The organism is Mycobacteriales bacterium (assembly GCA_035504215.1).
Taxonomy (GTDB): Bacteria; Actinomycetota; Actinomycetes; order JAFAQI01; family JAFAQI01; genus DATAUK01.
Window position 1 is genome coordinate 1 of record DATJSI010000049.1, and the last position, 19,584, is coordinate 19,584.

23 protein-coding genes and 1 pseudogene are annotated in these 19,584 nt (G+C 69.6%); 10 read left to right on the plus strand and 14 right to left on the minus strand.

Annotated features, from left to right (window positions below; translation table 11 throughout):
- Nucleotides 1–784: 784 nt before the first annotated feature.
- Nucleotides 785–886 (plus strand): annotated as a pseudogene (locus VME70_05735) (DUF2510 domain-containing protein).
- A 79-nt stretch (nt 887–965) separates the two neighbouring features.
- A complete protein-coding gene (locus VME70_05740) occupies nt 966–1,199 on the plus strand; it encodes a hypothetical protein (protein ID HTW19700.1) in 234 nt (77 codons plus the stop codon).
- A 40-nt stretch (nt 1,200–1,239) separates the two neighbouring features.
- On the opposite strand, the gene VME70_05745 is transcribed toward VME70_05740, so the two are convergent.
- The 4 genes from VME70_05745 to VME70_05760 all read right to left on the minus strand — a co-directional run bounded on the left by VME70_05745 (nt 1,240) and on the right by VME70_05760 (nt 5,236).
- On the minus strand, nt 1,240–1,635 hold the full coding sequence (locus VME70_05745) for a cytochrome c oxidase subunit 4 (protein HTW19701.1): 396 nt from the start codon (nt 1,633–1,635) through the stop codon (nt 1,240–1,242).
- On the minus strand, nt 1,632–3,272 hold the full coding sequence (gene ctaD / locus VME70_05750) for a cytochrome c oxidase subunit I (GenBank protein HTW19702.1): 1,641 nt from the start codon (nt 3,270–3,272) through the stop codon (nt 1,632–1,634). The genes VME70_05745 and ctaD overlap by 4 nt, the downstream gene beginning before the upstream one ends.
- A gap of 53 nt (nt 3,273–3,325) precedes the next feature.
- A complete protein-coding gene (gene coxB, locus VME70_05755) occupies nt 3,326–4,114 on the minus strand; it encodes a cytochrome c oxidase subunit II (protein HTW19703.1) in 789 nt (262 codons plus the stop codon).
- A 162-nt stretch (nt 4,115–4,276) separates the two neighbouring features.
- A complete protein-coding gene (locus tag VME70_05760; protein ID HTW19704.1) occupies nt 4,277–5,236 on the minus strand; it encodes a carbohydrate kinase family protein in 960 nt (319 codons plus the stop codon).
- Between the two features lie 62 nt (nt 5,237–5,298).
- Between VME70_05760 and VME70_05765 the strand changes: the two genes are divergently transcribed.
- Nucleotides 5,299–5,502, plus strand: a complete 204-nt coding sequence (locus VME70_05765; protein HTW19705.1) for a hypothetical protein — start codon at nt 5,299–5,301, stop codon at nt 5,500–5,502.
- Between the two features lie 67 nt (nt 5,503–5,569).
- On the opposite strand, the gene erpA is transcribed toward VME70_05765, so the two are convergent.
- Together erpA and VME70_05775 are read right to left on the minus strand one after the other, a co-directional pair.
- On the minus strand, nt 5,570–5,932 hold the full coding sequence (gene erpA / locus VME70_05770; protein HTW19706.1) for an iron-sulfur cluster insertion protein ErpA: 363 nt from the start codon (nt 5,930–5,932) through the stop codon (nt 5,570–5,572).
- A gap of 152 nt (nt 5,933–6,084) precedes the next feature.
- The gene (locus VME70_05775; protein ID HTW19707.1) at nt 6,085–7,185 is read right to left on the minus strand and encodes a glycerate kinase; all 1,101 of its coding nucleotides are present in this window, start codon (nt 7,183–7,185) and stop codon (nt 6,085–6,087) included.
- A 40-nt stretch (nt 7,186–7,225) separates the two neighbouring features.
- On the opposite strand from VME70_05775, the gene VME70_05780 reads away from it, so the two are divergent.
- Nucleotides 7,226–8,101, plus strand: coding sequence for a GNAT family N-acetyltransferase (locus VME70_05780; protein ID HTW19708.1), 876 nt, complete (start codon nt 7,226–7,228; stop codon nt 8,099–8,101).
- A 12-nt stretch (nt 8,102–8,113) separates the two neighbouring features.
- On the opposite strand, the gene VME70_05785 is transcribed toward VME70_05780, so the two are convergent.
- Nucleotides 8,114–9,259, minus strand: a complete 1,146-nt coding sequence (locus VME70_05785) for a hypothetical protein (GenBank protein HTW19709.1) — start codon at nt 9,257–9,259, stop codon at nt 8,114–8,116.
- Nucleotides 9,260–9,353: 94 nt separating this feature from the next.
- On the opposite strand from VME70_05785, the gene VME70_05790 reads away from it, so the two are divergent.
- Together VME70_05790 and VME70_05795 are read left to right on the plus strand one after the other, a co-directional pair.
- Nucleotides 9,354–9,749: a hypothetical protein gene (locus tag VME70_05790; GenBank protein HTW19710.1), complete on the plus strand. Its 396-nt coding sequence runs from the start codon at nt 9,354–9,356 to the stop codon at nt 9,747–9,749.
- Nucleotides 9,746–10,978 carry a cation:proton antiporter gene (locus tag VME70_05795; GenBank protein ID HTW19711.1) on the plus strand — a complete coding sequence of 411 codons (1,233 nt, stop codon included), beginning with the start codon at nt 9,746–9,748 and terminating at the stop codon, nt 10,976–10,978. The genes VME70_05790 and VME70_05795 overlap by 4 nt, the downstream gene beginning before the upstream one ends.
- Here VME70_05795 and VME70_05800 read toward each other — a convergent pair.
- The 7 genes from VME70_05800 to VME70_05830 form a co-directional block, all read right to left on the minus strand.
- Nucleotides 10,975–11,310 (minus strand): hypothetical protein, encoded by a 336-nt coding sequence (locus VME70_05800; GenBank protein HTW19712.1) that lies wholly within the window; start codon nt 11,308–11,310, stop codon nt 10,975–10,977. The two genes, VME70_05795 and VME70_05800, sit on opposite strands and share 4 nt — an antisense overlap.
- A gap of 465 nt (nt 11,311–11,775) precedes the next feature.
- Nucleotides 11,776–12,330, minus strand: a complete 555-nt coding sequence (locus VME70_05805) for an RNA polymerase sigma factor (protein HTW19713.1) — start codon at nt 12,328–12,330, stop codon at nt 11,776–11,778.
- Nucleotides 12,331–12,434: 104 nt separating this feature from the next.
- Nucleotides 12,435–13,103: a DedA family protein gene (locus tag VME70_05810; GenBank protein HTW19714.1), complete on the minus strand. Its 669-nt coding sequence runs from the start codon at nt 13,101–13,103 to the stop codon at nt 12,435–12,437.
- 34 nt (nt 13,104–13,137) lie between these two features.
- Nucleotides 13,138–13,716: a hypothetical protein gene (locus tag VME70_05815; GenBank protein HTW19715.1), complete on the minus strand. Its 579-nt coding sequence runs from the start codon at nt 13,714–13,716 to the stop codon at nt 13,138–13,140.
- A gap of 12 nt (nt 13,717–13,728) precedes the next feature.
- Nucleotides 13,729–14,661: a zinc metalloprotease HtpX gene (gene htpX, locus VME70_05820; GenBank protein ID HTW19716.1), complete on the minus strand. Its 933-nt coding sequence runs from the start codon at nt 14,659–14,661 to the stop codon at nt 13,729–13,731.
- Nucleotides 14,658–14,936 carry a hypothetical protein gene (locus tag VME70_05825; GenBank protein ID HTW19717.1) on the minus strand — a complete coding sequence of 93 codons (279 nt, stop codon included), beginning with the start codon at nt 14,934–14,936 and terminating at the stop codon, nt 14,658–14,660. Before VME70_05825 ends, htpX begins: the two co-directional genes overlap by 4 nt.
- On the minus strand, nt 14,933–15,730 hold the full coding sequence (locus VME70_05830; GenBank protein HTW19718.1) for a PspA/IM30 family protein: 798 nt from the start codon (nt 15,728–15,730) through the stop codon (nt 14,933–14,935). Before VME70_05830 ends, VME70_05825 begins: the two co-directional genes overlap by 4 nt.
- Before the next feature lie 158 nt (nt 15,731–15,888).
- Here VME70_05830 and VME70_05835 point away from each other — a divergent pair, with 158 nt between their 5' ends.
- From VME70_05835 to VME70_05850, 4 genes are all read left to right on the plus strand, one after another.
- Nucleotides 15,889–16,482: a DUF3043 domain-containing protein gene (locus tag VME70_05835; protein HTW19719.1), complete on the plus strand. Its 594-nt coding sequence runs from the start codon at nt 15,889–15,891 to the stop codon at nt 16,480–16,482.
- On the plus strand, nt 16,479–17,438 hold the full coding sequence (deoC, locus tag VME70_05840) for a deoxyribose-phosphate aldolase (protein HTW19720.1): 960 nt from the start codon (nt 16,479–16,481) through the stop codon (nt 17,436–17,438). The genes VME70_05835 and deoC overlap by 4 nt, the downstream gene beginning before the upstream one ends.
- Nucleotides 17,439–18,872 (plus strand): aldehyde dehydrogenase family protein, encoded by a 1,434-nt coding sequence (locus VME70_05845; GenBank protein HTW19721.1) that lies wholly within the window; start codon nt 17,439–17,441, stop codon nt 18,870–18,872. It begins immediately after the preceding gene.
- Nucleotides 18,862–19,584, plus strand: a 723-nt coding sequence (locus tag VME70_05850) for an aldehyde dehydrogenase family protein (GenBank protein HTW19722.1), incomplete at its 3' end; no start/stop codon positions are given. The genes VME70_05845 and VME70_05850, both read left to right, overlap by 11 nt.

A 19,584-nucleotide genomic window follows, 5' to 3' on the forward strand; every position in this document is an offset into this window, starting at 1 on the left:
GGTGTTGACCGACTGGCCGCCCGGCCCGGACGAGCGCGAGAAGCGCCAGGTGAGCTCCCCGGCGGGGATCTCGACCCGGGCGTTGACCCGCAACGGCTCCGCCACGACTCAATGCTGACCTATCGGCGGCGCGGTGCACGGCCCCGGCACGCCTGATCGGGCAGGCTGGTCGGCGATGAGCGAAACCTCTGCCGAACCTGTCGGTCCGCTGCCCGGGCCACGGCTGAGCATCGCGGTCGCGGTGATGGCCGTCGGCGTCGCATTGGCCGTCCTCGGCGGATTCAAGGCCATCGGCCCGATCATCAACAACGTCGGCAGCCCGGTCTACACAACCCCCGTCACCATCCAGCGCCACCTGTCCTCGGGCAGCTACGACGTCTTCGTGTCACAAGCGCAGCTCGCCACGCTCTCCCCGCAACAGGTCGCCGTCACGGGCGCCGGCGGGCTGGTGGTGCCGACGATCGCGCCCGGCTCGGTCAACGAGGTGCTGACGAGAGGGTCGACGCAGTACGACGCGATGGTGCAGTTCATGATCCATCAGGCGGGGACGTACGACGTCCACGTCGGCGGCCCGCCCGGCGTACAGGTCGTGGTGTCGAACACGCTCGGCAGCCTGGCCCGCCGGGTGGCCGGGTGGCTCGGCCTGCTCGGCGTCGGGTTCCTCGTGCTGATCATCGGGGTGACGATGGCGATCGTGGGCTCGGTGCGCCGGGGGCGGGCCCGCACCCCGCGCCCGGTTGCGGGATACGCGGGCCAGTCACCCGCCGGCGACCCACCGACCGGTCCGAGTGGGCCGCCGCCGGGCTGGTATCCGGACCCGTCGGTCGCCGGCCTCGTCCGGTGGTGGGACGGGACGCGCTGGACCGACCACACCCATCCCCAATGAGCCGGGAAACGCCCGCGAGATGCGCGGTGTCCGGTGAAAATGACATTAGTGTGGTTTGTGACTGGGAAAGGGCATCGCCATGAGCCATCGTTCGATCCGGCACGACTCGATGAACAGCACGGTCATGACCTTGCTGCACGAGCACGTTCCGCTCACGCTGCTCTGCGACCTGGCCAGCACGGCTGATCCGGACTCCGATGCCATCAACCGCGCCGAGCGGCCCGCTCGTGACCCGATTCAGACCGAAGTGGCCGAACACGCCCGGCTCGCCGCGGCGAACGCAGGCGCGCGCTGGCGGGCCGCGGCCGGCTGACCGGCCGAGCGCGGCGGGTTCACCCGCGCGGGTTCACGGGTTAGGCAGCAGGGTCGTCGGAGAGATACTCGAAGACCATCGAGCCCACCGCAGGGACGGCGAGCGCCACCCCGATGAAGCACAGCCACCAGCCGAACACGATCCCGCTGAAGAACGTCGCAGCCGCGATCGCGCACCACAGCGGCGCCCAGCTGTACGGGCTGAAGAAACCGATCTCGCCCGCGCCGTCGCTGATCTCGGCTTCCTTGCGGTCCTCCGGGCGGGGACCCATTCGCTTGGCGGTGACCAGCAGGTAGGAGCCGACCAGCGCGCCGAGGCAGGTGGCAAGGGCCAGCGCCGTCGTCCCTGTCGGATCGTGGGAGGTATACCAGTACACGATGTCGGTCCCTGCGAGGAAAACCGCGATGAACGCGAAGAGAAAGCCCTCGATCTTCATGCGTGGTCCTCGACAGCGACCAAGGCCGGGCTCGTCTCGGGCAGGCCGGACAGATGCGGGTAGTGCAGGTCGAAGGCCGGCCGTTCGGACCGGATCCGCGGGATGGAGGTGAAGTTGTGCCGCGGCGGCGGGCACGACGTCGCCCATTCCAGTGAGTTGCCATAGCCCCATGGGTCGTCGCCGACCACCCGTTCGTTCTTCCCCACCCAGGACCGCCATGCGTTGTACATGAACGGGAGCATGGACAAGCCGAGGATGTACGCACCGATCGTGGAGACGGTGTTCAGGGTGGTCCAGCCATCACTGGGGAGGTAGTCGGCGTAGCGGCGCGGCATGCCCTCGACCCCTAGCCAGTGCTGGACGAGGAACGTCGTATGGAAGCCCACGAACAGAGTCCAGAAGTGCACCTTCCCGAGTCGCTCATCGAGCATCGTGCCGGTCATCTTCGGCCACCAGAAGTAGAAGCCGGAGAACATCGCGAACACCACGGTTCCGAACAGCACGTAGTGGAAGTGTGCGACCACGAAGTAGGAGTCGCTGACGTGGAAGTCGATCGGCGGCGACGCCAGCATGACGCCGGTCAGCCCGCCGAGCAGGAAGGTGATCAGGAAGCCGATCGCGAACAGCATCGCGGTGTCGAACGAGATCGCGCCGCGCCACATCGTGCCGATCCAGTTGAAGAACTTCACCCCCGTGGGTACGGCGATGAGGAACGACAGCAGCGAGAAGAACGGCAGCAGCACGGCGCCGGTCGCGAACATGTGGTGCGCCCACACGGTGATCGACAGCGCGGAAATCGACATCGTCGCGAAGACCAGGCCCTTGTAGCCGAACAAGGGCTTGCGGCTGAAGACCGGGATCACCTCAGTGATGATCCCGAAGAAGGGTAAGGCGACGATGTACACCTCGGGATGGCCGAAGAACCAGAACAGGTGTTGCCAGAGGATCGCGCCGCCGTTGTTGGCATCGAACACGTGCGCGCCGAACTTGCGGTCGGCCTCGAGGGCGAGCAGCGCAGCGGCAAGGACGGGGAAGGCGACCAGCACCAGGATCGACGTGAACAGGATGTTCCAGGTGAAGATCGGCATCCGGAACATCGTCATGCCGGGCGCGCGCAGGCAGATGATCGTCGTGATGAAGTTGACGCCGCCGAGGATCGTGCCGAACCCGGACAGCGTGAGACCCATGATCCACAGGTCAGCACCCGGGCCGGGCGAGTAGAGCGCGCTGGATAGCGGCGCGTAGGCGAACCAGCCGAAGTCCGCGGCGCCGCCTGGCGTGAGGAAGCCGGACATCATGATCAGACCGCCGAACAGGAACAGCCAGTAGCTGAACATGTTCAGCCGCGGGAACGCGACGTCCGGCGCACCGATCTGCAGCGGCATGATGCAGTTCGCGAATCCGACGAACAGCGGCGTCGCGAAGAACAGCAACATGATCGTGCCGTGCATCGTGAACAGCTGGTCGTAGGTCTCGGTGCTCACCACCTGCAGGCCGGGGCGGGCGAGCTCGGTCCGCATGATCTCGGCCATCACCCCGCCGACCAGGAAGAAGATGAACGAGGTGATGAGGTACATCTGCCCGATCGTCTTGTGGTCGGTCGTGGTGATCCAGCGCACGATCCGGCTACCGGGCATCACCTGCACCCGCTGAGGGCGGACCCGCTGGGCGCGGACGGGTTCGACGACGGTCACAGGCTCGGTCCCTCCGACGGCCCCGTATACACGGTGTATTCAGGATTCGTGCCGTTGGCGGCCGTCTGCTGGGCCTGGGCCAGCCAGGCCTGGAAGGCCGGCTTCGAGATCGCCCTCACGGTGAACAGCATCTCGTCGTGGTGGATCCCGCAGAACTCCGCACATCTGCCTTGGAACGTGCCTTGCTGCGTGATCGTGATCTCGAACTGGTTCGGATGTCCGGGGATCACGTCACGCTTGAACAGGAACGGCACGACCCAGAAGGAATGGATGACATCGGGTGAGGTCAGGTGGAAGTGGATCTGCTCCCCCACCGGCAACACAAGCTGGGGCGGCTGTCCGGGACGGCCGGTGATGGACAGCCGGTGGCTCGCGTAGTTGAACTGCCACGACCACTGGAAACCGACCACTCCGACCTGCAGCGCCGGCTTGTTGTTGATCTTGTCCTCGCTGCTCTCGCCGATCGCGGTGAAGTAGAACAACACCGAGACGATCACGATCGGGATGAAGGTGTAGAGGACCTCGATCGGGAGGTTGTAGCGCACCTGGCGCGGGATCTGGTCGGGCGAACGCCTGCGGAACATGACCGCCGAGAAGACGATCATGCCGAGGACCAGGCCGCCGACGATCAGCGACGCGAGCAGCGCTCCCTGCCACAGGTGCAGCGCGTTGCGCCCCTGGATCGTGACCGGGGCCGGCCAGCCCCCACGCTCCCACTTCGCCGCCTCGCCGGTGCAACCGGTGGCGAGCAGGGCGAGCGCGCCGAGGACCAACAGCCGGGCCAAGCGCAGCCGCCCGCGACGACGCTCGGAAGGGTGGCGCCGAGCGGTCCGGCGAGCTCGCGACAGCAAGCTCAAAGGGCTCTCAGGCAGCACGCGAAAACCCTAACGCAGCGCCCGCGAGCGCCCGCGCTGAGGGGCGGCGTGTCCCGGACCGGCCGTCAGGGGTCACAGGTGGGCGGCAATCTCGTCCGCCGCGGATTCGTCGTACGCCCCGGCCAGGCGCTCCCTCGCCCGCCCGGCGTCCACGACGTACTCCTGCGGGCCGACCGACTCCACGCACCAGGTCGCGAGCAGCGCGCCGAGCTGCGCCGCCCGCTCGAGTGAGAGGTCCCAGGACGTCGCGGCGAAGAATCCGGCACGGAAGGCGTCACCGACGCCGGTCGGTTCGAGGATGGCCGGAGCCGGTACGACGGGAACCGTGATCGCCGCCTCCCCGGCGCGCTCGATGACGATCCCGTCGGCCCCGCGCGTGGTGACTCTCGTGCCGACCTGCTCGAGGACGTCGCTCGCCGACCAGCCGGTCTTGTGTTCCAGCAGCGCGGCCTCGTAGGCATTGCCGAAGAGCAGGTCCGCGCCGACGACCAGCTCACGAATCGGCTCGTCCTCCAGGATGGCCAGCTGCTGCGACGGGTCGGCGGCGAAGCGCTGCCCGCGGTCCCGGCAGTACCTGGTGTGCTCGATCATCGCGGCGGGGTCGTTCGGGCTGACGACCACGAGGTCGATGTCGCCGATCGTGTCGAGGTCGATGTCTCGTGCCTCGCTCATGGCCCCGGCGTAGAAGGTCGCGATCTGGGCCTGCTCCGAGTCCGTCGTACAGATGAACCGAGCGGTCTGAAGCGTCTTCGACACCCGGACGCCGCTGGTGTCGACGCCGTGTGCGTCCAGCCACTGGCGGTACTCCTCGAAGTCGGGACCGACCGAGCCGACCAGTACGGGCCGAAGGCCGAGCGCAGCCAGCCCGAAGCAGATGTTGGCAGCCGCCCCACCGCGCCGGATCTCGAGCTCGTCCACCAGAAAGGACAACGACACATGATGCAGGCGCTCGGCGATCAGCTGCTTCGAGAAGCTGCCGCTGAACGTCATCAGGTGGTCGGTCGCGATCGAGCCGCTGACGGCAATCCGCACCCGGGCAAACTACCCGTCGGTAGACCTGGCGTTACCCACGGGTCGCCCATAGCGTCGAGCGCGTGTCGAAGCCCGCCGCCGTGGGACTACCGGTTATCGAGGACGCCGAGAGCCTCAGCGAGCTCGTGCGGGACGCCCGTGCGATCCCCGCCTCGACGTTCGACCGGCACGGCTCGCAGGCCGAACCGCCACCCGCGCCGCCGGCGCGGATCGCTATCCCCGCCTCCGCAGCAAGAGTCGCCGAAGCAGCATTCGACGTGTTCTAGATGCAGGGCGGTAGTGGACCTACCGCCGACGACGACAACGCCGCCAGCGGCCGTCCGGGCGCCGCGACTAGTGGAAGGAGTCTCCGCAGGCGCAAGAGCCGGTCGCGTTGGGATTGTCGATCGTGAAGCCCTGCTTCTCGATCGTGTCGACGAAGTCGATGGTCGCGCCGCTGAGGTAGGGGCTGCTCATCCGGTCGACCACGACCTTCACGCCGCCGAAGTCCGCGAACTCGTCACCGTCGAGCGTGCGCTCGTCGAAGAAAAGCTGGTAGCGGAGGCCGGAGCAGCCACCGGGCTGGACGGCGATCCGCAACGCGAGGTCGTCGCGCCCCTCCTGGTCGAGCAGGTGCTTGACCTTGGTGGCGGCGGTGTCGGTGAGCACGACGCTGGTCGGCGTGGTGGCCGAGGTCTCGGTCGCGGTGTCGGTCATCCGGTGAACTCCCTGTCGCGGTTGTCTCGCGGTGCGGTCCCGCCCCGCCGGCCGGTCGCCGGCTCAACCCGTGGAACCTCGAGCGGTCTGCCGATGTTCCCGATCTCCATGATTCCACAGGTACGGCGGCTCACGCGTGCACGCAGCGGCGATCAGCGCGCCCAGGCTCCCGCGATCCGCCGCCCGAGCTCAGCCACGCCATCCCCACCCGCGCCCAGCGCCGCATCGACCGACCCCAGCGCGTCGGTGACCGACCAGACCTCGTCGATCCCGTGCGCCGCGGCGTCCCGGGTGCCGACCGCGGCCTGTCCGGCGGCGACGATGCACGGCACCCCGCAGCCCTGGGCCACCCGAGCGACGACGGCCGGCAGCTTCCCGCGCAGTGACGTCGGGTCGAACCTTCCTTCACCGGTCACCACGAGATCGGCATCCGCAACGAGGGCGGCCAATCCGGTCGCGGCCACGACGAGCTCCGCGCCCGACTTGCGCTCGGCTCCGAGGGCGAACAGCCCGAACCCCAGCCCGCCGGCCGCGCCCGCACCGGCCATGTCCCGAAGCCCGGGGCGGCCGGTCCCGACCTCGACGGCCTCGGCCCAGCGCGTCACGCCGGCCTCGAGTTCCGCCACTGCCTCCGGATCGGCCCCCTTCTGCGGCCCGTAGACCGCGCTGGCGCCACGAGGCCCGAGCAGCGGGCTGTCCACATCGGTCGCCGCGACCAGCCGCACAGCGAGCGACGCCGGCAGATCGACCCGGTCGAGGCCACGCAGTGCGACCCCACCGCCGGCGAGCGCCGCAGCGGGCTGAGCACCGAGCGCGGCGAGCGCACCTGCTCCCCCGTCGTTGGTGCCCGAGCCGCCGAGCCCCACGACGATCGTGTCCACCCCGCCGAGGTCCGCGGCTGCGCCGATCAGCTCTCCCACGCCGTACGTCGTTGCGGTGCGCACGTCACCATCGAGGGCCAGCAGCAGGTCGAGACCGCACGCGAGCGCACTTTCGACGTATGCCGTGGCGCCGATCCGCACCACGGAAGCCTGGAGCGGTCGACCGGTCGGTCCGGTGCAAGCGGCTGCCACCCGCTGCGCCGCCGGCAAGGTCGCGAGCACGGCCGCGAAGCCTGATCCGCCGTCGGACAGTGGCACCTCAATGAGCTCGTCGTCCGGCGAGACCGCGCGCCAGCCGGCGGCGACGGCAGCAGCGACCTCCTGCGCGGTCAACGAGCCGCCGTACGAGTCCGGCGCGACGACGACCCGCATGCCGACATCCTGCCCGGCCTGCTAGTCAGGAGGGATGCGAGTGGAGATCCGGCCCATGGTCGAGGCGGACGTCGAACAGGCGACCCGGGCCCAGGTCGCGGCGTTCGCGGTGCTGTATCCCGACGACCCCGAGATCACCACCCCACCCGACGCTGCCCGGCTCGCCCGGATGCAGCATCGCTTCCACCACTTCCTTACCCATGACCCGGGCGGCGCGTGGGCGGCGGTCGAGAACGACCGCGTCGTTGGCGCCGCCCTCGCGCTGCGCCGAGGCGACCTCTGGGGCCTCTCGCTGCTGCACGTCGACCCCACCGCGCAGTCCACGGGCATCGGCCGGAAGCTCCTCGATGCCGCGTTGACCTATGCCGACGGAAGCGCTCGCTCGTTCATCCTGTCGACCCACGATCCGCGCGCCATGCGGCTTTACGCGACCAGCGGCTTCAACACCTATCCGCAGCTCGACGCCGAAGGTCCGATCGACGCCACGGCGCTTCCTGGCCCTGATGCCCGCGTGCGTCCCGGAAGCGTCGCCGACATCGACTTCGCGGACGACGTCGACCTCGTCGTCCGCGGCGCGCCGCACGGCCCGGACCAGCGCTGGCTCGCCGATGAGTTCACGATGTACGTCGTCGACGAGGCCGACGGCGGCCGCGGCTACGCCTACGTCCGCGGCAACACGCTGGTCACCACGCTCGCGGCCACCGACGAGGACACGGCGAGCGCCCTGCTGTGGCACTGCCTCGGGCAGATCTCGCAGGCCGGCAAGCCGGCGTCGATCTATCACCTCAACGCCGAGCAGCAGTGGGCGATCCGGATCGCCTACCGGGCACGACTGTCGGTGACCCCGGCGGGCCCGGCGTATTGGCGCGGCGGAACACCACCGAAGTGCTACCTGCCGTCTGGGGCGTTCCTCTAGTCCGCGCGGGCCTCAGGCGATGAAGGCGAAGAAACTGCCGGACGCGTGCAGCGTCACCGTTCCGGCGCCGTCACGCAGCCGGGCGTCGCCGCTCGGCACCGGCTCGAACTCCTCCTCGACCTTCGACGGGTTGACCCACTTGCCCGGCTGGGTGATCACGTCGCCGTGCGCATTCGCCGCGACCGCGACACCGTGCGCCTCCTCGAGCTTCCAGGCACCGCTCTTGTAGCGCGCGACCACGCTGGTCGCGCCGGTCGTCGTGAGCCGCTCCCACATCGCCCACACCGAGTTCGAGGACCCCGCGAACGCGACCCCGCCGATCCGCCAGGCGGCCTTGTCCGTGCCGTAGTGACCGAGGGTCGCGCGGGAGTGCGGTGCGGTCAGGTGGAACTCGTCGGCCAGCGAGGACGGGCCGAGCCCGCCGAAGTCCTGGTGGTTGCCTCTCTCGACGACGACGCGCTTGCCGTCACCGCTGACCCAGGCGAGATCCGGGTAGCGGAAGTCGGTCGGCGAGAGCACGTAACGGTGCAGGACGACGTGCGAACCGGCGAACGAGGTGAGCCGCACCTCCCAGGTCTGGCTCGGGCCCTTCGGGGCCTCCAAGGCCTTCGAGTCGATGACGCCGTGCGCGTACGTCGCGAGTGGCAGACCCGAGTCGTCCACCTTTACCAGGTGCGGCTTCGGTGTGAGGACGAGGCGCTTGGTCGAACCCGAGTACGTCACCAGCCGGCTACCGGCGAAACCGACCGGCTCCTGCAGGCTCTTCACCTGGTACGCCGTGCCGGCCGGTTCGTGCACATCGACCAGGCTGGCGTGCAGCAAGGCGCCGCCGTGGCTGAGCAACTCCTCGTTCCAAGCAATCCAATGTCCGTTGCCGGAGACCACCACGTCGCTGAGCCGTACCGTCTGCTTGCCCGACGCCTTCGTGATCGGTCCGAGCTTCTTGACCGACGACGTCGTACCGTCCGATCTCACCGTCGCCGTCTTCAGCACGCCTTGCTTGGTGAGGTAGGCGATCCGGCCCACCGTCGAGACTCGCGGCGTCGATGCCGGATGCGCACGATGTGTTCCGGATACACCAAACGCGAGTGGTGCGGCCAGCATCCCGCTGACCACCACAGTCGCGACACCCGCCGTCGACAGTCTCGCCACTCGCATCTCGTCTCCTCGCTCTCGCCGGACCCCCGATCCTTGCACTTGTCGCCATACTCATCCCCAACCGACTCGTCAGGTGCCTGGGAGGGTGATCCGCATGGCTGGCGTCATATGGAAGGACGAAACGGATGAGCACGACTACCCGGCCGCGGAGAACTACCTGACGCTTCTCGCCCGGGCCGAGGTCGTGAGGCGCCTGGTCACCGACCTGCGCGGCGCCGATGTGATCCACCAGAAGGCGAAGGACATCCTGCGCGCATCCGGCCTTCCACTGCTCGACGTGGACAACCCGCACGTCGCAGCGGACCTGAAGAAGATCCGAAAGGGCCGGCCGCTGTCGCCGGTGCTCCTCGTGCGGGGCGACATCGCCACCGGACGGTTTCTCCAGATCGCCGACGGCTACCACCGGGTGTGCGCCAGCTACCACTACGACGAGAACACCGACATCCCCTGCCGCCTCGTCGCGCTCGTGACGAGACAGCGCACCACGTGAGCTTCGCCACCCTCGCGCTGATCGCGCTGATCGGCATCCTGGGGCCGCTGCTCGCCTATCCGCGTTCCTGGCACCTTCCCGTCGTGCTCGGGGAGCTGGCCGCCGGGATCACCTTCGGCGCCACGGGCTTCAACCGGCTGCATGCGCAGAACTCCACCTTCACCCTGCTCGCCGACATCGGGTTTGCGCTGGTGATGTTCGTCGCCGGCTCGCATGTCCCGGTCCGCGACGCAAGCATGAAAACGGCGCTGCGGACCGGACTGGCCCGTGCGCTCGGCATCGGCGCGATCTCCGTGCCGGTTGCGCTTCTGGTGTCGCACATCTTCGGCACCGGTCACACGTCGTTGTACGCCGTACTGATGGCATCGTCCTCGGCGGCGCTGATCCTTCCGATCGTCAGCTCGCTCGGCCTCGGCGGGCCCGCGGTGATCGAGATGCTGCCGCAGATCGCGGTCGCCGACGCCGCATGCATCGTGGCCCTGCCGTTGGCGATCGACCCGTCACACGCCGCGCGTGCCGCGCTCGGCGCACTCGCCGTCATCGCCTGCGCCGCAGTGCTCTACGTCGCCCTCGTGTACGTCGAGAAGCGCGGACTGCGCCACCGCCTGCACGAGGTCAGCGAGGATCGCCAGTTCGCGCTCGAGCTACGAATCAGCCTGACCGTCCTCTTCGCACTCGCGGCGCTGGCCGTCCAGACCCACGTCTCGATCATGCTGGCCGGCTTCACCTTCGGCATTGCGCTCGCAGCAGTGGGCGAGCCCCGCCGCCTCGCGCGACAGCTGTTCGGGATCACGGAAGGCTTCTTCGGTCCGCTGTTCTTCGTCTGGCTCGGCGCCTCGTTGGACCTGCGCGCGCTCGGCAGCCACCCGTCGTACATCGTGCTGGGGGTCGTACTCGGGCTCGGCGCCGTCCTCACGCATTCGACCATGCGGCTGACCGGCCAGCCGCTGGCTCTCGGCGCACTGGCCTCTGCTCAGCTCGGTGTGCCGGTCGCGGCGGCCACTCTCGGCTCGCAGCTGAACCTGCTCAAGCCCGGCGAACCGTCCGCGCTGATCCTCGGGGCGCTGATCACGATCGCAATCGGAACTCTTGCCGGCGGTCGAGCGCCCACCGCCTCGAGCACCGACACCGGTCCGGCGCCCACCACGACCGCGCCCACCCCACGAACCGTGCAGGGCGACCAGCCGGCGCCACCCGGTCCGGCGGCCGGCGCACCGGCCACGTCCTAACCCACCTGCGAGTCAGCGGGCGCCGTTGCCGTTGCCATCGCCATGACCGCCGCCGGTGCCACCGCCATCGCCCCGACCGCCTCCGCCGCCGGAGTGGCCGTGCCCACCATCTCCACCTCGCGGGCCGTGCCCGCCGCCATTGCCCTGACCGTGCCCGCCGCCGTGATGGTGGTGTCCCGGTCCGTCGCCAAACCGCGCACCGCCCGGACCCTGATGACGGCCATGCTGGCCACCGGGTCGGCCGAATCGAAGATGGTGACGACCGTGGCGATCCTCGAAACCTCCACGACCGGGGCGGCGGTGACCGAACCCGTGCCGGTCGGCGGCTCCACCCGGCCGCGCAGACGTCGCCGGCGCAGACGTCGCGGGCGCAGGGGTCACGATGCCGGCCGGCTGATGGTGAGCCTTTGCCGACGCGCGCGGCGAGCTATGTGCCGCTGGATGTCCGGACGGGTGGTGATGCAACGGCAAGTGGCCGGTCGACAACGCAACGGCGGTCGCGGCACCGCCGGCGCCGGCGATCGCGACCCCGGCGGCCAGCAGGACCTTCGCCGCGATGCCGAGCCCGGCGAAGCGCGCGACCAGGGCCTTCGCGCGCCGGCGGACCGGGTGAACGGTTGGCAGTCCCGCCGCCATCAGGGCGGCCAACTCTGCGCTCGGGACCACCGGCCGGCGGGGTTCGAGCGTACGCAGCACGTCTGTCGCGGCGCGCAGGACGGCCGCGTCCCGCGGATCCTCCGCAGTCGCGTCTTCGCGACCGAAGCGCGCCCTCACGTCCTGGTCATCGTTCCAACCGCTCATGGGGATACGGCCTCCCCGAGCACCGGGCGCAGCGCAGCGAGCCCGCGATGCTGCAGCGACTTCACCGCACCGATGCTCTTACCGAGCAGCTCCGCGGTCTGTTCGAGGCTCAGGTCGGCGACGATCCGCAGCAGCAGCACGTCGCGCTGGTCCGGCGCGAGCGCCTCGAGCACCGCCCGGACCCGCTCGGTGGCGAGGGCGTCGAGGGCCTCGACGTCGGCGCTCGGCAACGGCAGCGCGTGTGCCTCTGCGTCGAACTCCACGTCGGCGCCACGCCGGACCCGCTTGCGCTGCTCGTCGACGTACCTCGCATGGGCGACGCTGAAGACGAACGTCCGCAGGTCGGCCGCGCTGCCGCGGAAGGACTCGATCCGCCCGAACACCTGCAGGAAGACCTCGCTCGTGAGGTCTTCGGCGTCCCGCAGCCCGCGACCCCGCAGGTAGGCCAGCACGCCGGGGCTGTAGCGATGCCAGACCGCGGTCAGCGCCCACGGCTCGCCCCGTTGCGCGGACCGGACCAGGTCGTCATCCGCTGCGGCCTGCGGATCCATAGCGTTGTTAACGGCATGCCGCGACCGCGGGTTCACTCCCCCGGCTTCCGTGATCTTGACGTTGGAGGCGCAGAAATCGCGTTTCTGCGCCTCCAACGTCAAGATCAGCGAGGGCCCGCCGCGGTTTGCCGGCGGCGGCGCGAGCGCACGACCGCCCGGATGATGAACACCACCACGAGGGCCCCGAGGCCTTCCGCGACATACGTCGCGTAGTGGCTGATCGTCGTGACGTGGCTGCCCGCGAGCTCTCCCACCGTCGACCAGGTGGCGACCCACAGCGCCGCACCGATCGCGGTGTAGAGCAGGAAGACCGGGAAGCTCATGTCCGAGATGCCGGCGATGATCCCCGCCGCCTGCCGGACGCCCTCGACGAACCGACCCAGCAGGACCACCGCCCAGCCGCGCCGCCGGAAGAACTCCTCGGTCTTGTCCAGCCGCTCGGCGGTGAGCAGCACGTACTTGCCGTACCGCTCGGCGAGCGGGCGGCCGCCGTACACCCCGATCGCGTAGCCGATCGAGCTGCCGGCGGTCGAGGCCAGTACGGCGATGATCCCGACCAGAACAATGTTGAGCTGGCCGGTAGCCGCGTAGAGGGCGGCCGCGATCAGCATGGTCTCGCCGGGAACCGGCAGGCCGACGTTCTCGAGCAGGAGCACGCCGCCGACCGCGAAGTAGCCGTAGTGCTTGAGGGTCGGCTCGAGCGAGCCGAACACGCCGGGCAACGGCTTCGGCGACGGGGTCACGGTGACGAGCGCCGAGACGACATCGATCACCGGTCGATCACCGCCCCCTCCGCGACGCCGCGTCCTACAAGCCGGGCGCGCCCCACACCGGGAACCAGCGGGACAGGTCGCTCTCGACCTTCAGGTCGTCGCCGAGCATCGCACGGACCTGCAGCTCCCGCGCGTTGTCCCGGCGGTTCGGGCCGGTCGGAGCGAACGGATACCAGGTGCCGCGCTTGTAGAGGTACACCAGCCCGAACGTCGGGGCGTCGCCGCCGCCGAACGCGACCAGCGTGCACAGCAATGCCGGCCCGAACCCCGCCTCGTCGAGGCTCGAGTTCACCGCGTGCAGATCCGTCACGAGCCCGGTGATGTCCTCCGGTGACGTATTGCGCGTGAGCCAGCTGAACCCGTAGCTGTCGGTGGTCTCGCCGTACTTCCGGTTGCCGTCGTCGGCGTCGACCGCGAGCAGCTGTTCGATCTGCTCGCGCAACCCCGCGAACGCGCCGCCCTCGGCCGACTTGACGCAGACCGACCCGCAGCCGGTCGGGCGCAGATCGGCGGCCGCCTGCAACGTGACCGCGGCGGACGGCAGCGCGAACAGCTCGTCGAGGTTCGGCTTCACCGGCTTCGACCGGCCGAGGATCGTGTCGAACAAGCCCATCGTCAGCGGTCCTCAGGCCGCGGTCTGACCGAGCTCGACCGAGATCTTCGCCAGCTGCGCGAGTCGCGCCTGCAGCGACGGGTGGGTCGAGAACAACGACGAGATGCTTACGCCGTTCGCCAGCGCCGGAGTGAAGAAGAACGCGTTGAACGGCTCGGCGCTGCGCAGGTCGTGGGTCGGGATCCGAGCCATGTCCCCGGACACCTTCTGCAGCGCCGATGCAAGCGCGGACGGCCGCCCGGTGAGGATCGCGCCGGAACGGTCGGCCGCCAGCTCGCGGTACCGCGACAGCGCGCGCGTGAGCAGGAAGGAGATCGCGTAGACGACGATCGACACCAGCATCACCACCGCCATGACCGCGGCACCGTTCTGGTTGTTGTTGTTGTTGCGACCGCCGAACCCGCCACCACCGAACATCTCGCTGTAGAACGCGAACCTCGTGACCAGACCGGCGGCCACACCGAGGAACGACGCGACGGTCATCACCGCGACGTCACGGTGGGCAACGTGCGAGAGCTCGTGGGCGAGCACGCCTTCGAGCTCCTCGGTGTCGAGCCGGCTGAGAATGTCGCTCGTCGCGCACACCACGGCCCGGTTCGGGCTGCGGCCGGTCGCGAACGCATTCGGGTAAGGCGCCCGCGCGATCGCGACCTTCGGCTTCGGCATGTCCGCCAGCGCACACAGGCGGTCGACGATGCCGTGCAGCTCTGGAGCTTGCTCCGGCGTCACGATCTGGCCGTGCATCGCGTAGAGCGCGATCCGGTCCGAGAACCAGTACTGGCAGAACAGCACGATCACCGCGATGACGATGACAAAACCGGCGTTGACGCCGGAGGCGATCAGGATCGCCATGACGCCGACGTACAGCGCGCCGAGCAGGAAGATCGTCACCGACATTCGCGCCGTGAGCTTGTGGTCCGGCGGAATGCGAGAAGCCATCGTCATCCGTAGATCAAACCGTCCTCGGTCATCAGGTCGGCCGCTTCTTCGAGCGTCATGTCCCCCGCCGGCAGCACGAGATCGGACGGGCCGATGTAGTCGTCCGACACCGGAGCGCCGAGGTCACGCACTCGGGCGAGGAGCTGGTTCAGCGCAGACGTGAACGCCGCCTGGTCGCCACCTTCGTTCGCCTGCTGAACGCCGACGTCGAGCGACTCCAACTCGTCGAGCGCACTGTCGGGAACGTCGAACTGACCCTCACTGAGGATCCGCACGATCATGACTGCTCCTCGGGCTGCGCCGCCGGCGCCTCGGCCGGCGCCGACTCATCGGCCGGCGTCGACTCCGCGGCACCGATGGCGGCCGGCTCCTGACCGGCCGGCAGCGCTCCCTTGAGCTTGGCCAGCTCGAGCTCGACGTCGCTGCCCGCGGACAGCGAGTCCAGCTCCCGCTGAATGTCGTCCCCACCACCGGGGCCCTGGGTCACGTCGTCGAGGGCGCCGGAGGCGAGCAGCTCGTCGACCGCGCCCGCGCGCGCCTGCATCTGCTGGGTCTTGTCCTGCGCCCGCTGCATCGCGAGGCCGACGTCGCCCATCTCCTCGGAGATGCCGGACACCGCTTCGCCGATCTTCGTCTCGGCCTCGGCCGCGGTGTACGTCGCCTTGATCGTCTCCTTGCGGGTGCGGAAGGCATCGACCTTCGCCTGCAGCCGCTGGGACGCCTGAGTCAGCTTCTCCTCCTGCGCCTGCAGGTCTGCGTGCTGGTTCTGCAGGTCGGCGAGCTGGGTGTTGGCGGCCGCGCGGCGCGTGAGCGCCTCGCGGGCCAGGTCGTCACGCCCGGCGGCGACCGCCTGCTGCGCCTGCGACTGCAGCTTGTCGGCGCTGGCCTGCAGCTGCTGCATCTGAATCTCGAGCCGCTTGCGGCTCGTGGCGACGTCGGCCACCCCACGGCGGACCTGGGTCAGCAGCTGGAGCTGCTTCTCGTAGGAGTAGTCGAGGGTCTCGCGCGGGTCCTCGTGCTTGTCCAGCAGCTTGTTGGCCTTGGACTTCACGATCAGGGAGAGCCGCTTGCCCATGCCCATGTCGGTACCGACCTCCTGCCCTGCCCGGTTCCCGCGGGCGGATCCCGTCCCGCGAGGCACCGCGCCCCCGGGCTGCTTCCAGCGTAGTCGGGATGCTGAACGCCGCCTGATCATGCGGAAAGCTCCCGGAACGTCCGTAGACTCGGCGCGTGATGCTCGGTCGGCGTAGCCCGGTGAAGGACGACCAGCCGGTCTCGGACGCACTCGACCTCGACGCCGCTGATGCCGGCAAGGGCCGGCCAACGCCCAAGCGCTCGGACGCCCGCAAGGCCCGCCGCAGCATCACGCCACGCAACCGCAAGGAGGCCGCCGCCTTCCAGCGCGAGAAGCGCCGGGAGCAGCGCCTGGCCTCGCGCCGCGCGCTCATGACCGGCGACGAGCGCCACCTGCCGCCCCGCGACGCGGGGGCGGGAAAGCGGCTCGCCCGGGACATCGTCGACTCCCGCTTCACCTACGGGCAGGTGTTCTTCGGCCTGATCTTCCTGGTCTTCGCGATCTCGCTCGTCCCGGTGACCGCCGTACGCGAGATCGCGAACTGGCTCGCGTTGTTCAGCCTGCTCATGATGGTGGTCGACGGCGCCCGCAACGCGCGGCTCGCACGCCGGATCGTGGTGGCGAGGTACGGCGAGGACGAGGCCCGCGGGGTGTCGTCGTACGCGTTCATGCGCTCCCTCATGCCGAAGCGGTTCCGGCGACCACCCCCGAAGGTCAAGCGCGGCGACCCCGTGGCGGCAGAAGCCCGATGACGATCACTCGTGCGGTGGCCGGTGCCCTGCCGAGGGCAGGTGCTGACGACACCGCGCTGCGCAGCTTCCTGCGCGGGCTGCCGCCGGTCGACCAGGTCGGTGTCGAGCAGCGAGCCGCCGTCCTGTGGTCGCGGAGCATCAAGACCGACTCGAAGCGTTGGGCGCTCGACACCTCTGTGTCGATGGTCGATCTGACCACGCTCGAGGGCAACGACACACCGGGCAAGGTCCGCACGCTCTGCGTGAAGGCCGTGCACCCCGACCCGACCGATCCGGGCTGCCCGCGGGTCGCCGCCGTGTGCCTCTACCCCGATCTGATCGCCGAAGCGGTGGAGCTGCTCGCGGGCACCGGAGTAGCGGTCGCGAGCGTCGCCACCGCATTCCCATCGGGGCGCTCGTCGCGCGCGACGCGCCTCGCCGACGTCCGGGACGCGGTTGATGCCGGCGCCAACGAGATCGACATGGTCATCGACCGCGGGGCGTTCCTGTCCGGGCGGTACGCCGAGGTGTTCGACGACATCGTCGCCGTGCGGGCCGAGTGCGGCGACCGCGCGCACCTCAAGGTGATCCTGGAAACCGGCGAGCTCGCGACCTACGACAACGTCTATCGCGCGTCCTGGCTCGCGCTCGCCGCCGGCGGTGACTTCATCAAGACCTCGACCGGCAAGATCTCGCCGTCGGCGACCCCGTCGGTCGCGGTGACGATGCTGAGCGCGGTCCGTGACTTCGAGCACGCAACCGGTGAGCGGCGCGGGGTGAAGCTGGCCGGCGGGATCCGTTCGTCGAAGGACGCGCTGCGCTACTTGGTCGCGGTCAAGGAGGTCGCGGGTGAGGCGTGGCTCACGCCGCACTTGTTCCGCTTCGGCGCCTCCAGCCTGCTCAACGACCTCCTGATGCAGCGGATGAAGCTGCGGACCGGCGCCTACTCCGGCCCGAACTACGTGACGGTGGACTAGATGGCCGACTTCGACTACTCCCCTGCCCCTGAGTCGCGCTCCGTCGCGCGGCTGCGCGAGTCCTACGGGATGTACATCGACGGAGCGTTCGTCGACGGCCACGGCGGTGCGTTCAAGACGATCAACCCGGCGGACGAGTCCGTGCTCGCCAGCGTCGCGCAGGCCGACGCGTCTGATGTGGACACCGCGGTGGCCGCGGCTCGAACGGCGTACGACACCGTCTGGCGGAGGATGCCCGGTCGTGAACGGTCGAAGTACCTGTTCCGCATCGCACGGCTGATCCAGGAGCGCGCCCGCGAGCTGGCGGTGCTGGAAAGCCTCGACAACGGCAAGCCGATCCGGGAGTCCCGCGACGTCGACGTACCGCTCGCGGCGGCGCACTTCTTCTACCACGCGGGCTGGGCGGACAAGCTCGGGTACGCCGGCTACGGACCGGACCCGAAGCCGCTGGGCGTCGCCGCGCAGGTCGTGCCGTGGAACTTCCCGCTGTTGATGGCGGCGTGGAAGCTCGCCCCGGCGCTCGCCGCCGGCAACACCGCGGTGCTCAAGTCGGCGGAGACGACGCCGCTGTCGGCGCTCGCGCTCGCGGACATCATCGCCCAGGCCGACCTGCCGCCCGGTGTCGTCAACATCCTCAATGGCGGGCCCGAGATCGGCGCCGCGCTGGTGCGCCACCCCGGCGTCGACAAAGTCGCGTTCACCGGCTCGACCGAGGTCGGCAAGCAGATCGCGAAGGCGGTCGCCGGCACGCCGAAGCGGCTGACCCTCGAGCTCGGCGGCAAAGCCGCCAACATCGTTTTCGACGACGCGCCGCTCGAGCAGGCGGTCGAAGGCATCATCAACGGGATCTTCTTCAACCAGGGCCACGTGTGCTGCGCCGGCTCGCGGCTGCTCGTGCAGGAGTCGATCGCGGAGGAGACGATCGAGGCGCTGCAGCGGCGGATCGGTTACCTGCGCCTCGGCGATCCGCTCGACAAGAACACCGACATCGGCGCGATCAACTCCGCCGCGCAACTCGAGCGGATCAGCGAGCTCACCGCGGTCGCCGAGGCCGAGGGCGCGACCCGATGGTCGCCGGCGTGCGACCTCCCGACCTCCGGCTACTGGTTCGCGCCGACCGTCCTCACCGACGTGACGCCCGCGCACCGGGTCGCCCGCGAGGAGGTCTTCGGTCCGGTTCTCGCCGTCATGACGTTCCGTACGCCGGACGAGGCGATCGCCAAGGCGAACAACACGCCGTACGGGCTGTCGGCAGGGGTCTGGACGGACAAGGGATCGCGAATCCTCTGGATGGCCGAGCACCTGCGCGCCGGCGTCGTCTGGGCCAACACGTTCAACCGCTTCGACCCGGCGTCGCCGTTCGGCGGCTATCGCGAGTCGGGCTACGGCCGCGAAGGCGGCCGGCACGGACTGGGGGCCTACCTTGCCCACTAGGCAAACCGGCAGGGACGACCGGCTCGAGGTCCGCAAGACCTACAAGCTGTTCATCGGCGGCGCCTTCCCGCGCTCGGAGTCCGGCCGCACCTACGTCGTCAACGACGCCAAGGGCGAGTTCGTCGCCAACGTCGCGCAGGCGTCCCGCAAGGATCTGCGCGACGCGGTGGTTGCCGCGCGCAAGGCGGTCGCGGGCTGGTCGGGCGCGACCGCGTACAACCGCGGCCAGGTCCTGTACCGCATCGCGGAGATGCTCGAAGGCCGGCGCGCGGAGTTCGCCGCCGCTGTCGCAACCGCCGAGCAGACCACACCGCGCGCCGCCGACCGCGAGGTCAGCGCGGCGATCGACCGTTGGGTCTGGTACGCCGGGTGGAGCGACAAGCTTGCGCAGGTGCTCGGGTCCTCCAACCCGGTCGCGGGCCCGTACTTCAACTTCTCCGTACCCGAGCCGACCGGCGTGGTCGGGATCCTCGCGCCACCGTCGTCGTCGCTACTCGGCCTGATCTCGGTCGTGGCGCCGGCGATCGTCAGTGGCAACGCGGTCGTCGTGGTCGCCTCGACCGAGCGGCCGATTCCCGCGGTCATCCTCAGCGAGGTGCTCGCGACCTCCGACCTGCCGCCCGGGGTCGTGAACATCCTCACCGGCGAGGTGACCGAGCTCGGTCCGTGGCTCGCCTCGCACCAGGACGTCGAGGCGCTCGACCTCGCCGGC